Origin of the sequence: Thauera aromatica (assembly GCF_023093595.1) — a bacterium.
In the GTDB taxonomy this organism is placed as follows: Bacteria; Pseudomonadota; Gammaproteobacteria; order Burkholderiales; family Rhodocyclaceae; genus Thauera; species Thauera aromatica_A.
The window spans coordinates 13,557-27,021 of record NZ_JALLIK010000103.1 but is presented as its reverse complement, the minus strand read 5'-3'; the positions used below and the strand labels follow the sequence as shown (position 1 = coordinate 27,021).

Genomic DNA, 13,465 nt, shown 5'->3' with positions numbered 1-13,465 from the left:
CGTGAAGCTCACCGTCGTCGCCGTCGGCCACCGCATGCCCGGCTGGGTGCAGGCCGGCTTCGACGAGTTCGCCCGCCGCATGCCGCGCGAGCTGCCGCTGCAGCTCGTCGAAGTGAAGGCCGAACCGCGCACCAGCGGCAAGACCGTCGACGCGCTGATGGCCGCCGAAGCCGCCCGCATCGAAGCCGCGCTGCCGCCGCGCTGCCGGCGGGTGATCCTCGACGAGCACGGCGCCGACCTGACGACGCCGGCCCTCGCCCGCCGGCTCGAAGCCTGGCAGGCCGGCGGCACCGACATCGCCCTGATCATCGGCGGCCCCGACGGCCTCGCTCCGGCGCTCAAGGCCAGCGCCGACGAGGCGCTCCGCCTCTCCAGCCTGACCCTGCCGCACGCGCTGGTGCGTCCGCTGCTCGCCGAAGCGCTGTACCGCGCCTGGACGGTACTGCGCAAGCACCCCTATCACCGCGAATGAGGCCTCGCCCATGCCCATCAGTCCGCGCATCTATCTCGCCTCCACCAGCCCGCGCCGCCGCGAACTGCTGCGCCAGATCGGCGTGGGCTTCGACGTGCTCGCCTTCCGTAGCGGCGAGCGCGGCGAGGACGCCGACGTCGATGAGACGCCGCTGCCCGGCGAGGCGGTCGAGCGCTACGTCGAACGCCTCGCCCTCGCCAAGGCCGAAGCCGGCGTGCGCCGCGTGCTGTGGCGCAAGCTGCCGCAGCGCCCGGTGCTCGCCGCCGACACCGCGCTCGAAGTCGACGGCGACATCATCGGCAAGCCGGTCGACGCCGCCGACGCCCGCGCCATCCTGTCCCGCCTGTCCGGGCGCAGCCACCGGGTGCTGACCGCGATCGCGGTCGGCGACGGCCGGCGCATCCGCAGCCGGCTGTCGGTCAGCGAAGTGCGCTTCCGCCCCCTCGGCGAAGACGACATCCGCCACTACATCGCCTGCGGCGAACCGATGGACAAGGCCGGCGCCTACGGCATCCAGGGGCGCGCCGCGGTGTTCGTCGAGGAGATCCGCGGCAGCTACTCGGGCATCATGGGGCTGCCGCTGTTCGAGACCGCGCAGCTGCTCGATGCCTTCGGCTGCGGCGTCATCGGCAGTGGGATCAGCTCTTGAATTCGCGCCTCCCCGCCCCCGTTCGCGGAAGCGCAGAAGCAAGACCTGATCCCATTCGAAACGACATCATGAGCATCGAATTCCTCATCAACTGCACCCCGCAGGAAACCCGGGTGGCGATCGTCGAGCAGGGCGTCGTGCAGGAACTGCACATCGAGCGCACCACCTGCCGCGGCATCGTCGGCAACATCTACCTCGGCAAGGTGGTCCGCGTGCTGCCCGGCATGCAGTCGGCCTTCATCGACATCGGCCTCGAGCGCACCGCCTTCCTCCACGTCGCCGACATCTGGACCGACCGCCCCCATGGCGAGCCGGCGCGGCCGATCGAGCGCATCCTCGCCGAAGGCCAGAGCCTGATGGTGCAGGTGCTCAAGGATCCGATCGGCACCAAGGGCGCGCGCCTGTCCACCCAGATCAGCCTCGCCGGGCGCCTGCTCGTCTACCTCCCCCAGGAAAAACACATCGGCATTTCGCAGCGGATCGAGGACGAGGCCGAGCGCGAAGCCCTGCGCGGCCGCCTCACCGCGCTGGTGCCGGAGGACGAACCGGGCGGCTTCATCGTCCGGACGATGGCCGAATCCGCCTCCGACGCCGAGCTCGGCGCCGACATCGCCTACCTGCGCAAGCTGTGGGGCGAGGTCTCCGGCAGCACCCGCGGCGCGTTCCCGCCCAAGCTGGTGCACGAGGACCTCGGCCTGGGCCAGCGCACCCTGCGCGACCTCGCCAACGACGAGACCACCCGCATCCGCATCGATTCGCGGGAAAACTTCCAGAAGCTTTCCGCCTTCGCCGCCGAATACACTCCCAAGGTCCTGCCCCTGCTCGAGCACTACAGCGGCGAACGCCCGCTGTTCGAGCTCTACAACGTCGAAGAGGAAATCCAGAAGGCGCTCGCCCGCCGTGTGGACCTGAAGTCGGGCGGCTACCTGATCATCGACCAGACCGAGGCGATGACCACGGTGGACGTCAATACCGGCGGCTTCGTCGGCGCGCGCAACTTCGACGACACCATCTTCAAGACCAACCTCGAAGCCAGCCAGGCGATCGCCCGCCAGCTGCGCCTGCGCAACCTCGGCGGCATCATCATCATCGACTTCATCGACATGGAGAACGTCGAGCACCGCGAAATGGTGCTGGAGGAATTCCGCAAGGCGCTGGCGCGCGACCACACCAAGATGAGCATCAACGGCTTCACCGCGCTCGGCCTGGTGGAGATGACGCGGAAGCGCACCCGCGAGTCGCTCGCCCACCTGCTGTGCGAGCCCTGCCCCACCTGCAGCGGCCGCGGCGAAGTCAAGACCGCGCGCACGGTAGCCTACGAGATCCTGCGCGAGCTGCTGCGCGAGGCGCGCCAGTTCAACGCCAGGGAGTTCCGCGTCCTCGCCGCGCCCAACGTCATCGACCTCTTCCTCGACGAGGAAAGCCAGTCGCTGGCGATGCTGTCGGACTTCATCGACAAGAAGGTCTCGCTCCACGCCGAGGGCAGCTACACCCAGGAGCAGTTCGACATCGTCCTGCTGTGAACCCCGCCGAGCGGGCCGGCCCGGTTCTGCCGTTCTCCGCCCACCCCAAACATTGACCCAGATCAAAGGATAACAACAACAGCATAGCGCGCCCAGCTTGTGGATATCCGGCCGAGGTAAGCTCTGGATGCCGTAGCGTTAGAAGATGCCGAAGCCGTCGAGCCGGCATCGCTTCCGTGCTTCCCCGCACGACCGCGCCCCGCGGCAACGACAACCGGCCACGACCGGACCGGCCATCCAGGAGACAGGCATCCATGCAAAAACGCAGTCTGCCCGCAGGCGCTTCCCGCTCGCTGAGAAACTTCCTTTCGCTCAACCTCCAGAACAAGATCCTGCTGCTGGTGCTGATCCCGCTCGTGATCTCCTCCACCAGCCTGGTGATCATGGAAAACATGGCACGGATCGAAGACACGCGCACCCAGCTCGCGCAGCAGCGCAAGCTGCTCATCGAGTCCCGCCAGCAGGGCGTCGAAGACGTCGTCGCCCTGGCCGGATCGATGGTGAAGCAGGTGGCCGCCGGAACGGCCGACCCCGAAGTCGCCAAGGAAACCGCCAAGGCCCTGCTGCGCAACATGCGCTTCGACGACAACAACTACGTGTTCGTTTTCGATCATGCGGGCACCATGCTCGTCCAGCCTGCCGTGCCCCGCCAGGAAGGCACCCGGATGATCGACGCCACCGACCCCAACGGCAAGCCGCTGATCCGCGACATGATCGACATCGCCCGCAACGGCGGCGGCCACTACCAGTACGCCTGGCCTCATCCGGGCACCGGCAAGCAGGAGCCGAAATACTCCTACGTCGCCAACCTGCCCGAATGGGGCTGGGTGATCGGCGCCGGTGTCTACGTCACCGAGATCGACGCCGCGATGGCCACCATCGAACAGGCCGCGCAGGAAAATCTGCGCGCCACGCTGATCCGCTTCTTCTTCATTGCCTCGGCCCTGCTGCTCACCATCACGGCGATCACCGTCCTCGTCACCCGCCGGATCGCCCGCCAGGTCCGCGACACCGCGACCGCCATGGAAAAGATCGCCCACGAGGTGGCCGAAGGCAGGGGCGACCTCACCCGCCGCCTCCGCATCACCAGCGGCGACGAGATCGGCGAGCTCGCCACCCAATTCAACGGTTTCCTGGCCCGCATCCAGGCGACCCTGATCGAAGTCCGCCAGAGCGCGTCCGACGTCTACCAGGCCTCCACCGAGATCGCCCAGAGCAGCGAGGAACTCGCCTCGCGCACCGACCAGGCCGCCGCCAGCCTGCAGCAGACCTCCTCGGCGATGGAGCAGATCACCTCCACCGTCGGCAACAACGCTGAGCACGCCCAGGAGGCCGACCGTCTCGTCCAGTCCGCCGCCCAGGTGGCACACCAGGGCAGGGAGGCGATGGAGAAGGTGGAGAAGACCATGGCCGACATCAGCCGTTCGTCGACGCAGATCGGCGACATCGTCTCGATGATCGACGCGATCGCCTTCCAGACCAACATCCTCGCCCTCAACGCCTCGGTGGAGGCGGCCCGCGCCGGCGATCACGGCCGCGGCTTCGCCGTCGTCGCCCAGGAAGTCCGCATGCTGGCGCAGCGCTCGGCCGATGCGGCAAAGCAGATCAAGACCCTGATCGGGGAGTCCGTCGAGCACTCCCGGAGCGGCGCCGAGATCGTGCAACAGGCCGGCAGGACGATGCAGCTGATCGTGCAGCGCGTCACCGAAGTGACCAGCGCCATCGCCGAAATCAGCGCCGGCTCACGCGAGCAGAGCGTGGGCATCGGCGAAGTCAACACCGCGGTCACCCAGATGGACACCATGACCCAGCAGAACGCCGCCATGGTCGAGCAGAACTCCGCCACCGCCAGCACCATGCGCGCCCATGCCGAGCACCTGAACGACCTGATCCGCGCCTTCGTCCTCGGTGATGCCGCGAACGGGCAGACTGCGATGTCCGCCCCCGAAACCCTGCTGCCGTTCCCGGACGCGGCCCCACAGCATGCCGCGCCCCTGCCGCACCGGCGCGCCCTGTCCGCCGGCTGAGCCCTGCGGGCGGCAGCGGACAGCCCTGCGTTTTCGTGCATGTGCGGGCCGGCACGGGATACCCTGCCGGCTCACCTCATCCTGCCGAACCCAGGGTTGCCGCAGCGACCCACTTGCCGTTGACCAGCAAAGAACGATTTGTGCAATCAATCGCTTGCGAGCATACAGTTATATCTTCGTCGACCGGCCGTCCTACCTTTTTGAGTGACTTCCCATCATGAAATCGACACGCGCCCTGATTGCCGCTTCCATTCTTCTGGCGATGCCCGTCTCCGCTCCGGCCGCCGAAACGGCGGAGCGCATCGCCGTGGCCCCGGCCTCCGACAGCGCCGCCGCCAAGGCCCTCCTGGAGCGCGCCGTTGCTCGCTACAAGGCCGACGGTGATGCCGCCTTCGCCGCCTTCAGCCGTGCCGGTGAATTCCTGTCCGGCGACCTGTACGTCTATGCGCTCGGCGTCGACGGCACCATGAAGGCCAGCGGCGGCCCCTCCATCACCCTGATCGACCGCAATATCAGCGACCTGAAGGATGCCGACGGCAAGCCCTTCATCCGTGAAATGCTCGACGGCGCCCGGAGCCGCGGCGCGGGTACGGTCAAATACCGCTGGCTCAATCCTCAGTACGGCAAGTCGGTCCCGAAAGTCGTCCATTACCAGGCCGTAGGCGACGTCATCATCGCGGTCGGCTACTACATCCCGCATTCCTCGGCGGATCAGGCCCGGTCGATGCTCTGGCGGGCGGTTCATGAGATGAAGCAGGAGCCGGAAGCGGCCATCCGGACCTTCAACGATCTCAACGGCGGCTTTGTCCAGGACGATCTCTACGTCTTCGTGATCGATCTGGACGACCAGCGGACGCGTGCCCACGGCGCGCAACCGCGTCAGATCGGAAAGGACGTCGGCGATCTGCGCGACCCGGACGGGAAACCGTTCATCCAGGAAATGATCCGGCTGAGCGCGGAGCAGGATGTCGCCGAGGTCGATTATCTGTGGATGAATCCCGTCACCCGCAAGACGGAGAAGAAGGTTTCCTACGTGAAGCGCGTGGGCCGTCATCTGGTCGGAGTGGGCGCCTACACGAAACGGTGATTGTCGGAATCGGCACCGGCGCGCCCCGCCCGCCGGCCGTGCCCTGCGGGCGGCAGCGGACGGCCCTGCGTTTTCGTGCATGTACGGGGCGGCGCTGATACCCTGCCGGTTCTGATCGCCCACGCGCCGGCTCCGCCCGGCGCGAAACGCCCGCCTGCAGCCCCGTGAACACCGCCTCGCCCCCTCCTGCCGCCCCCCATCCTGCCGAACCCCGCCCGGAACGCTACCGCAGCGCACTCGCCCGCCATTTCGCCGCCACCCGCCCGGCCTTCCTCGCCGTCACCCTGGTCGCCTGCCTGATCGGCCTCGCCAGCGCGCACGCCGACGGCGTCGCCATCGACGCCTGGACGGCCCTGCCGACCCTGCTCGCCGCCCTCGCCGCCCATGCCGGCGGCAACGTCATCAACGACTACCACGATGCCGTCAGCGGGGCCGACGACGCCAACCGCGGGCGCCTGTTTCCGTTCACCGGGGGCAGCCGCTTCATCCAGAACGGCGTCCTCGGTGCCCGCCACACCGCCCGCTTCGGCTACGGACTGCTCGCCGCGGTGGTCCCCGCGGGACTGTGGCTCGCCGCCCAGGCCGGCCCCGGCCTGGTGCTGGTCGGCGCCGCCGGACTCGTCCTCGGCTGGGCCTACTCCGCCCCGCCCCTGCAACTGGTCCATCGCGGCTGCGGCGAACTGGTGATCACCGCCTGCTGGCTGCTGGTCGTGGTCGGCGCCGACTACGTCCAGCGCGGCGCCTTCGCCATGCTGCCGGCCGCCGCCGGCCTGTCCTACGCCCTGCTGGTGGCCAACCTGCTGTTCATCAACCAGTTCCCCGACCACGACGGCGATGCCGCCGCCGGCAAGCGCACCCTGGTCGTGCGCCTCGGCCCGCAGGTCGCGAAATGGGGCTACCTGCTGATCGCGATCACCGCCTACGCCTGGCTCATCGCCATGGTCACCGCCCACCAGCTGCCGCAAAAAACCGCCGCCGCCGCGCTGACGGTGGCGATTTCCTTCCCCGCCGCCCGCGACCTGCTCGAATACGCCGCCACCCCGGCCGAACTCGCCCCCGCGATCCGGCGCACCATCGCCGCCACCCTGGTCCACGGCCTGCTCCTCACCGCCGCGCTGGCGCTGTTCTGACCGGGGCGATGCCGCCCTGCTGCGGCCGGACTGGTACACTCGGCGTCTCACCTCCCGGACGCCTTCCGATGATCGGCCGCCTCACCGGCACCTTGCTGGAAAAAACCCCTCCCCAGATCCTCATCGACGTCCACGGCGTCGGCTACGAAGTCGACGTGCCGATGAGCACGTTCTACGGCCTGCCGCCAGCCGGCACCCAGGTCAGCCTCCACACCCACTTCGTCGTGCGCGAGGACGGCCACTTCCTGTTCGGTTTCGCCACCTCGGAAGAGCGCACCACATTCCGCCAGCTGCTGAAGGTATCCGGCGTCGGCGCGCGCATGGCGCTCGCGGTGCTGTCCGGACTGTCGGTGAACGACCTCGCCCAGGCGGTCGCGCTGCAGGAAGCCGGCCGCCTGGTGAAGATTCCCGGCATCGGCAAGAAGACCGCCGAGCGCTTGCTGCTCGAGCTGCGCGACAAGCTCGGCAAAGCCTTGCCGAACCTGGCTGGCGCCAAACTCGCCGCCGCCCCCGGCACACCGCCCGATGCCAAGAGCGACATCCTCAACGCGCTCCTCGCGCTCGGCTACAACGAACGCGAGGCGCTCGGTGCGATGAAGGGGCTGGCCGCGGACGCGGGCGTGTCCGAAGGCATCCGCCAGGCGCTGAAGGCGCTGTCCAGGGCCTGAACGAATCCACCGTCCGGACCGCACCGGGCCGTACCGGAACGGCTACACTCACGCCATGATCGAAACCGACAAGCTGCAGGCCGCCCCCGCCGAACGGCTGATCTCGCCGCGCCCCGCCGACCGCCAGGAAGACGCCGTCGAGCGCGCGCTGCGCCCCAAGCGCCTGGCCGAATACGTCGGCCAGGCGAAGATCCGCGAGCAGCTCGAGATCTTCATCACTGCCGCCCGCAACCGCAGCGAAGCGCTCGACCACGTGCTGCTGTTCGGCCCTCCCGGCCTGGGCAAGACCACCCTCGCCCACATCGTCGCCGCCGAGATGGGGGTGAACCTGCGCCAGACCTCGGGGCCGGTGCTCGAACGCGCCGGGGATCTCGCCGCACTGCTCACCAACCTCGAACCGCACGACGTCCTCTTCATCGACGAAATCCACCGCCTGTCGCCGGTGGTGGAGGAAATCCTCTACCCGGCCCTCGAAGACTTCCAGATCGACATCATGATCGGCGAAGGCCCGGCGGCGCGCTCGGTGAAGCTCGACCTGCCGCCGTTTACGCTCGTCGGCGCCACCACCCGCGCCGGCATGCTCACCAATCCGCTGCGCGACCGCTTCGGCATCGTCTCGCGGCTCGAGTTCTACACCGCGGACGAGCTCGCCTTCATTGTCGGCCGCTCGGCGCGGCTGTTGAACGTCGCCATCGACGACGCCGGTGCGCTCGAGATCGCCCGCCGCGCGCGCGGCACCCCGCGCATCGCCAACCGCCTGCTGCGCCGCGTGCGCGACTACGCCGAAGTGAAGGCCGGCGGCAACATCGGCAGCGCGGTGGCGGACGCGGCGCTGAAGATGCTCGACGTCGACCATCTCGGTCTCGACCTGATGGACCGCAAGCTGCTCGGCGCGATGCTGGAGAAGTTCGGCGGCGGCCCGGTCGGGCTCGACAACCTCGCCGCCGCGATCGGCGAATCGACCGACACCATCGAGGACGTCATCGAGCCCTACCTGATCCAGCAGGGCTACCTGCAGCGCACTCCGCGCGGGCGCATGGCGACACCTTCGATCTGGCAGCACTTCGACCTCGCCCCGCCGCGCAGCGGGCAGGGCGGAGACCTGTTCGGCGCCTAATTCGGAGCGCCAGGGCGGTCCCGCACGGGGCGGCACGGGCGCCGCGCCGCGTTCCGGAGCACCGGCCCGGCGCCCGCCGGCTTCAGCCGTCGCCGTCGCTCTCCCCGCCCCCGCCCGCCGCCGGGGGGGCCTTCCCCGCAGGGGAGCCTTTTCCCACCGGGAGGTCTTTTTCCGCCGGAAAACCTTTTCCCGCCGGGTCGGCCTTGCGCGCGCGCGGATGGGCGCGGTCATAGACTTTGGCCAGGTGCTGGAAATCAAGGTGGGTGTAGACCTGGGTGCTGCGGATGCTGGCGTGGCCGAGCAGTTCCTGCACCGCGCGCAGGTCGCCGCTCGATTGCAGCAGGTGGCTGGCGAAACTGTGGCGCAGCATGTGCGGATGGACATGGACGCCCAGCCCCAGCGCCTGTGCCCGCCGTGCCAGGCGGCTGGCGATGCCGCTCGGCGACAGGCGGGTGCCGTGGCGGGTGACGAACAGCGCCCGCTCGCCGCCCCGCACGAACTGCGCGCGCACCGCCAGCCAGTCCCAGAGCGCGGCCCGCGCCCGCGCCCCGACCGGCACGCTGCGGATGCGATTGCGCTTGCCGCTGACGGTCACCACACCCTCGACGAGATCGACCCCCCGCTCCACATCGAGCGCCGCGACTTCGGCGACCCGCAGCCCGGACGAATAGACCAGCTCGAACAGCGCCACATCGCGCACTTCGAGCGCGCTTTCCGCCTCCGGATCGAGCAGCGCCGCGGCTTGGTCGGGCGACAGCGCACGCGGCAGCAGCGCAGGCGATTTCGGCGGGCGCACCCCGAGCGCCGGATTGACGCGCACCCCGCGGTGGCGGATCAGCCAGCGGTACAGCCCGCGCCAGGCCGCGAGGTGGAGCGCGATCGAGCGCCCGGCCAGGCCTTCGCCGTGGAGGCGGGCGACGAAGCGGCGGATGTCCTGCACTTCGAGCGCGGGCAAGGCCCGCCCGTCGGCCAGGCGCAGCAGCGCGTGCACGCAGGCGCGGTAGGCTTTCAGCGTCGGCGCCGCGGCGCGGCGCTGGGTCGCCAGCCACTCCAGCCAGGCTTCGATTTCCGCCGGCAGCATCGCCTCCGGCCGTTCCGCGCCCTTCATCGCCGCGCCTCTTTACCCTGCCGGAAGGGTCCGCGAGCCGCCGCCGGCAGGCCGGAGCCGGGCCGCGGACTCAGGCCGGGCTCCGCGCCAGCGCCGCCGCCACCAGCTCGCCGATGCGTCCCAGGTAGAGCGTGCCCATTCCGGGGTAGAAGCGCTCGGGTTCGCCACTGCCGAGCCCGAGCAGGCCGAAGCAGACTCCCTGGCGGCGCAGCGGCATCAGCGCGAGGGAGCGGATGTGAGCGCCGGATTCGCCGAACCAGCCCGCCATTTCGGCATGCTCCGGCACGCCGCAGTAGGGCTGGCGCAGGCCGTCGAGCTGGCGCCGCGCCGCCTCCCCGACTTCGCCCGCCCCCGTCACGGGATCTGCAGCCCACAGCTTGAGCGCGACATAGGGCACGGCGAAGTCGTCCTGCAGGCTGTCGGTCAGCGCCTGGCGCACGCCTTCGGCGCTGCCGGCTTCGAGCAGCGCCAACGACAGGCGATGCACTTTGGCGCTGATGTCGTCGTTGTCGGCGCCGAACCGGATCAGCTCGGCGAGATCGAGTTCGAGCTGGCGAATCCGCTCGCGCAGGGTGTGCAGCTGGCGCTCGGCGAGCGAAATCGCCTGCCCGCCGTGCTGCGGATGCGGCACGGTCAACCCGGCAAATACTTCGCCGTGCTCACAGAGGAAGTCGGGGTGTTCGCGCAGGTAGCGCGCGAGATCTTCGGCATTCATCGCTTCCACTCCTGAGGGCCGCCGGGCGGCCCGAAGTTCGTTCCGTTGTGCCGGTCGCGGCATTCCCGCGACGTGAACCGCAGCGTGCGCCGGCGGCGCAGGCTCCCGCCGATCCTCCTCCGTCCGGTTTGCAATCGGAGGGCCGCGCCCGCAACGGGGCCGCCGCCCCCCTCAGTCGAGCGTCATCTCGCCTTCGAACACGGTGACCGCCGGTCCGGTCATCCACACGTTGGTAGCGGGGCCGTCCCAGGCGATTTCGAGCTCGCCGCCGCGGGTCTCGATCCGCACCGGCGACTCCAGCAAGCCGCGCAGGATGCCGGCCACCGCCGCCGCGCAGGCGCCGGTGCCGCAGGCCAGGGTCTCCCCGGCGCCGCGCTCGAACACGCGCAGGCGCGCACGATGGGGATCGACCACCTGCAGGAAGCCGGCATTGACCCGCGCCGGAAAACGCTCATGGCGCTCGATCAGCGCCCCCTGCGCGGCCACCGGCGCGGCATCGACATCGGCCACCACCTGCACCGCGTGCGGGTTGCCCATCGACACCGCGGTGATCGCCAGCGTGGCCTCGCCCACCTGCAGCGGCTGCACCACGGCGTCGGAGTCGGAGCGGAAGGGAATCTTCGCCGGCGCCAGCTCGGGCACGCCCATGTCCACCGTGACCAGACCGTCCTCGCGCAGGCGCGGCGCGATGATGCCGGAGCGGGTCTCGACGCGGATCTCGCGCTTTGCGGTGAGGCCCCGGTCGTGGACGAAGCGGGCGAAGCAGCGCGCGCCGTTGCCGCACTGCTCGACCTCGCCGCCGTCGGCGTTGAAGATGCGATAGCGGAAGTCGACATCCGCCCGGCTCGCCGGCTCGACCACCAGCAGCTGGTCGCAGCCGACGCCGAAATGGCGGTCGGCGATCGCCCGCACCCGCGCCGGATCGAGGTCGACCGGGGCGCGGGTGGCGTCGATGACGACGAAGTCGTTGCCGAGGCCGTGCATCTTGGTAAAGCGCAGTTTCATCGGTTCGTTCCCGGACCGGGACGGTCCATGTGCTCGGTCAATAAAAGCGCGGTTCGCCCGCAGGCCGCGTCTTGAAGCGTCGATGGACCCAATAATACTGCTCCGGCATGGTGCGGATCACCCCTTCGAGCCAGGTATTCATGCGCCGGGTATCGGCTTCGACGTCATCCGACGGGTAGTCCGCCCACGGCGCCCCCAGCTCCAGCAGGTAACCCGCACCGCCGGGCAGGATGCGGGTGACGCACGGCACCACCGCCGCCCCCGCCAGGCGCGCCAGGCGCGGCAGGCCGGTGATGGTGGCCGCGGGCACGCCGAAGAAAGGCACGAAAATCGATTCCTTGCGTCCATAGTCGAGGTCGGGCAGGTAGTAGAACGGGCGCCCGGCCTTCATCGCCTTCACCGTCGCCCGCACGCCGTCGTGGCGCGACAGCAGCAGCTGGTCGTTGAAGCGGCTGCGGCCGTGGTACAGCCAGCGGTCGAAGACCTGGTCCTTCTGTCGCGCATAGACGCTGACGAAGTCGCCCTCCAGCGACAGCCGGGTGCCGGCCATGTCGAGGCCGACGAAATGCGGCGCGAGCAGGATCACCGGGCGGCCGGCCGCCTTCAGCGCGTCCAGCCGCTCCAGCCCCTCGATGCGCACCGTCGCCCGCAGGCGCGCCGGGCTCGCCCACCACGCCAGGCCACGTTCGAGCATGCTGCGCCCGGTGACGGCGAAGTTGCGCCGGGCGAGGGCGCGGCGCTCGCCCTCGGACAGCTCCGGGAAGCACAGCCGCAGGTTGGTCAGCACCACCTTGCGCCGCGGCGCCACGAGCACGTAGAGCAGCAGGCCGAAGGCCTGGCCGAGCGGCGCGAGCACGGCCAGCGGCAGCCAGTGCAGCAGCCAGAACAGGGCGATCGCGAGCCGGCTCATCGCTGCGGCTCCTGCCCCGCCGAAGCCCCGGCGGCTTCATCCTCGCGCCCCTTGCGCGGCTGCTTGTAGCGGTTGTAGCCCCACAGATACTGCTGCGGGCACTGCAGGATGAGGCGTTCGACTTCGCGGTTGATGGCCGCCACGTCGGCCTCCAGCTCGCCCGACAAGGCCTCGGCCGGCGCCTGCAGGCGGAACACGTAGCCGGCGCCGCGCGGCAGGCGCTCGGCCCAGGTGTAGATCACCCGCACGCCCTTGACCGCAGCCAGGCGCGCGGCGAGCGTCATCGTCCACGCCGGTTTGCCGAAAAACGGCGCCCACACGCCTTCGCCGGCCCCCGGGACCTGGTCGGGCAGCATCCCCACCGCCTCGTGGCTGCGCAGGGTCTTGACCAGCCTGCGCACCCCCGACACGTCGGCCGGCGCGGTGCGCATCCGGCCACGCGCGCGCCCGGCCTCCATCAGCGGCTGCAGCGCGGCCTTGCGCGGCGGACGGTAGAGCACGGTGATCGGAATCCGCGCCGCGATGCACTGCGCGGTGATCTCGAAGCAGCCCAGATGCGGGGTGATGAAGAGGATTCCGGCGCCTTCGGCGCGCGCCTGCTCGACCAGCTCCCAGCCTTCGGTGCGCACCGCGGCGGCCACCACCTCGGGCGCCGGGCGCAACCAGATGAAGGGCAGCTCGAGGGCCTGGCGGCCGGCTTCGGCGATCGCTGCCCGGCGCACCGCGTCGTCCTCGCGGCCGAGGGCGTTGGCCAGGTTGGCGCGCAGGCGGCGGGCGTAGGACGGCGAAGCCCAGTAGGCGAGCCAGCCCATCCAGCCGCCGAGGCGGTGCAGCCAGGACAAGGGCAGGCGCGAGAGCAGGCGGAAGAAGAGGTCGAGCAGCACGTCGGCGACTGGCATGGGGAGTTGCAGGACCCGAATGCTTACACAGCCGGCGATCCCGGTCTATAATCCGTCCCCACCGCCGAGTTAACTCGACAACTTGCAGGGCGGTACGGCAGGCGCAGGCCACCGGCAAAAATACTGCTAAAGCGTCGGCTGCTCGACGAAATCCC

At 69.9% G+C, this 13,465-nt stretch carries 13 protein-coding genes; 8 read left to right on the top strand and 5 right to left on the bottom strand.

Annotated elements, in window-relative coordinates:
• Position 1 precedes the first annotated feature (1 nt).
• The 8 genes from rlmH (at position 2) to ruvB (ending at position 8,673) form a co-directional block, all read left to right on the top strand.
• Positions 2-472, top strand: coding sequence for a 23S rRNA (pseudouridine(1915)-N(3))-methyltransferase RlmH (rlmH, locus tag MXC99_RS10255; protein WP_247725354.1), 471 nt, complete (start codon positions 2-4; stop codon positions 470-472).
• Positions 473-482: 10 nt separating this feature from the next.
• Positions 483-1,121, top strand: a complete 639-nt coding sequence (locus MXC99_RS10250; protein WP_247725353.1) for a Maf family protein — start codon at positions 483-485, stop codon at positions 1,119-1,121.
• A gap of 68 nt (positions 1,122-1,189) precedes the next feature.
• Complete coding sequence (gene rng / locus MXC99_RS10245; protein WP_247725352.1) at positions 1,190-2,644, top strand: ribonuclease G; 1,455 nt, start codon at positions 1,190-1,192, stop codon at positions 2,642-2,644.
• A gap of 254 nt (positions 2,645-2,898) precedes the next feature.
• The gene (locus tag MXC99_RS10240) at positions 2,899-4,671 is read left to right on the top strand and encodes a methyl-accepting chemotaxis protein (RefSeq protein WP_247725351.1); all 1,773 of its coding nucleotides are present in this window, start codon (positions 2,899-2,901) and stop codon (positions 4,669-4,671) included.
• Positions 4,672-4,888: 217 nt separating this feature from the next.
• Positions 4,889-5,758 (top strand): cache domain-containing protein, encoded by an 870-nt coding sequence (locus MXC99_RS10235; protein ID WP_247725350.1) that lies wholly within the window; start codon positions 4,889-4,891, stop codon positions 5,756-5,758.
• A 164-nt stretch (positions 5,759-5,922) separates the two neighbouring features.
• A complete protein-coding gene (locus MXC99_RS10230) occupies positions 5,923-6,888 on the top strand; it encodes a prenyltransferase (protein ID WP_247725349.1) in 966 nt (321 codons plus the stop codon).
• Between the two features lie 68 nt (positions 6,889-6,956).
• The gene (ruvA, locus tag MXC99_RS10225; protein WP_247725348.1) at positions 6,957-7,556 is read left to right on the top strand and encodes a Holliday junction branch migration protein RuvA; all 600 of its coding nucleotides are present in this window, start codon (positions 6,957-6,959) and stop codon (positions 7,554-7,556) included.
• A gap of 55 nt (positions 7,557-7,611) precedes the next feature.
• Positions 7,612-8,673: a Holliday junction branch migration DNA helicase RuvB gene (gene ruvB / locus MXC99_RS10220; RefSeq protein WP_247725347.1), complete on the top strand. Its 1,062-nt coding sequence runs from the start codon at positions 7,612-7,614 to the stop codon at positions 8,671-8,673.
• A gap of 82 nt (positions 8,674-8,755) precedes the next feature.
• On the opposite strand, the gene MXC99_RS10215 is transcribed toward ruvB, so the two are convergent.
• From MXC99_RS10215 to MXC99_RS10195, 5 genes are all read right to left on the bottom strand, one after another.
• Positions 8,756-9,781 (bottom strand): tyrosine recombinase XerC, encoded by a 1,026-nt coding sequence (locus MXC99_RS10215; protein ID WP_247725346.1) that lies wholly within the window; start codon positions 9,779-9,781, stop codon positions 8,756-8,758.
• 70 nt (positions 9,782-9,851) lie between these two features.
• Positions 9,852-10,496 carry a DUF484 family protein gene (locus MXC99_RS10210; protein ID WP_247725345.1) on the bottom strand — a complete coding sequence of 215 codons (645 nt, stop codon included), beginning with the start codon at positions 10,494-10,496 and terminating at the stop codon, positions 9,852-9,854.
• 171 nt (positions 10,497-10,667) lie between these two features.
• Positions 10,668-11,501 carry a diaminopimelate epimerase gene (gene dapF / locus MXC99_RS10205; protein WP_247725344.1) on the bottom strand — a complete coding sequence of 278 codons (834 nt, stop codon included), beginning with the start codon at positions 11,499-11,501 and terminating at the stop codon, positions 10,668-10,670.
• Positions 11,502-11,538: 37 nt separating this feature from the next.
• Positions 11,539-12,411: a lysophospholipid acyltransferase family protein gene (locus MXC99_RS10200; protein ID WP_247725343.1), complete on the bottom strand. Its 873-nt coding sequence runs from the start codon at positions 12,409-12,411 to the stop codon at positions 11,539-11,541.
• Positions 12,408-13,310 (bottom strand): lysophospholipid acyltransferase family protein, encoded by a 903-nt coding sequence (locus tag MXC99_RS10195; RefSeq protein ID WP_247725342.1) that lies wholly within the window; start codon positions 13,308-13,310, stop codon positions 12,408-12,410. Before MXC99_RS10195 ends, MXC99_RS10200 begins: the two co-directional genes overlap by 4 nt.
• Positions 13,311-13,465: the final 155 nt, after the last annotated feature.

Excerpts from the sequence above, each read along its gene's own strand:
- MXC99_RS10250 (WP_247725353.1), top strand. The coding sequence starts at position 483 with ATGCCCATCAGTCCGCGCATCTATCTCGCCTCCACCAGCCCGCGCCGC.
- rng (WP_247725352.1), top strand. The coding sequence starts at position 1,190 with ATGAGCATCGAATTCCTCATCAACTGCACCCCGCAGGAAACCCGGGTG.
- MXC99_RS10240 (WP_247725351.1), top strand. The coding sequence starts at position 2,899 with ATGCAAAAACGCAGTCTGCCCGCAGGCGCTTCCCGCTCGCTGAGAAAC.
- MXC99_RS10235 (WP_247725350.1), top strand. The coding sequence starts at position 4,889 with ATGAAATCGACACGCGCCCTGATTGCCGCTTCCATTCTTCTGGCGATG.
- ruvA (WP_247725348.1), top strand. The coding sequence starts at position 6,957 with ATGATCGGCCGCCTCACCGGCACCTTGCTGGAAAAAACCCCTCCCCAG.
- ruvB (WP_247725347.1), top strand. The coding sequence starts at position 7,612 with ATGATCGAAACCGACAAGCTGCAGGCCGCCCCCGCCGAACGGCTGATC.
- MXC99_RS10215 (WP_247725346.1), bottom strand. The coding sequence starts at position 9,781 with ATGAAGGGCGCGGAACGGCCGGAGGCGATGCTGCCGGCGGAAATCGAA.
- MXC99_RS10210 (WP_247725345.1), bottom strand. The coding sequence starts at position 10,496 with ATGAATGCCGAAGATCTCGCGCGCTACCTGCGCGAACACCCCGACTTC.
- dapF (WP_247725344.1), bottom strand. The coding sequence starts at position 11,501 with ATGAAACTGCGCTTTACCAAGATGCACGGCCTCGGCAACGACTTCGTC.
- MXC99_RS10200 (WP_247725343.1), bottom strand. The coding sequence starts at position 12,411 with ATGAGCCGGCTCGCGATCGCCCTGTTCTGGCTGCTGCACTGGCTGCCG.
- MXC99_RS10195 (WP_247725342.1), bottom strand. The coding sequence starts at position 13,310 with ATGCCAGTCGCCGACGTGCTGCTCGACCTCTTCTTCCGCCTGCTCTCG.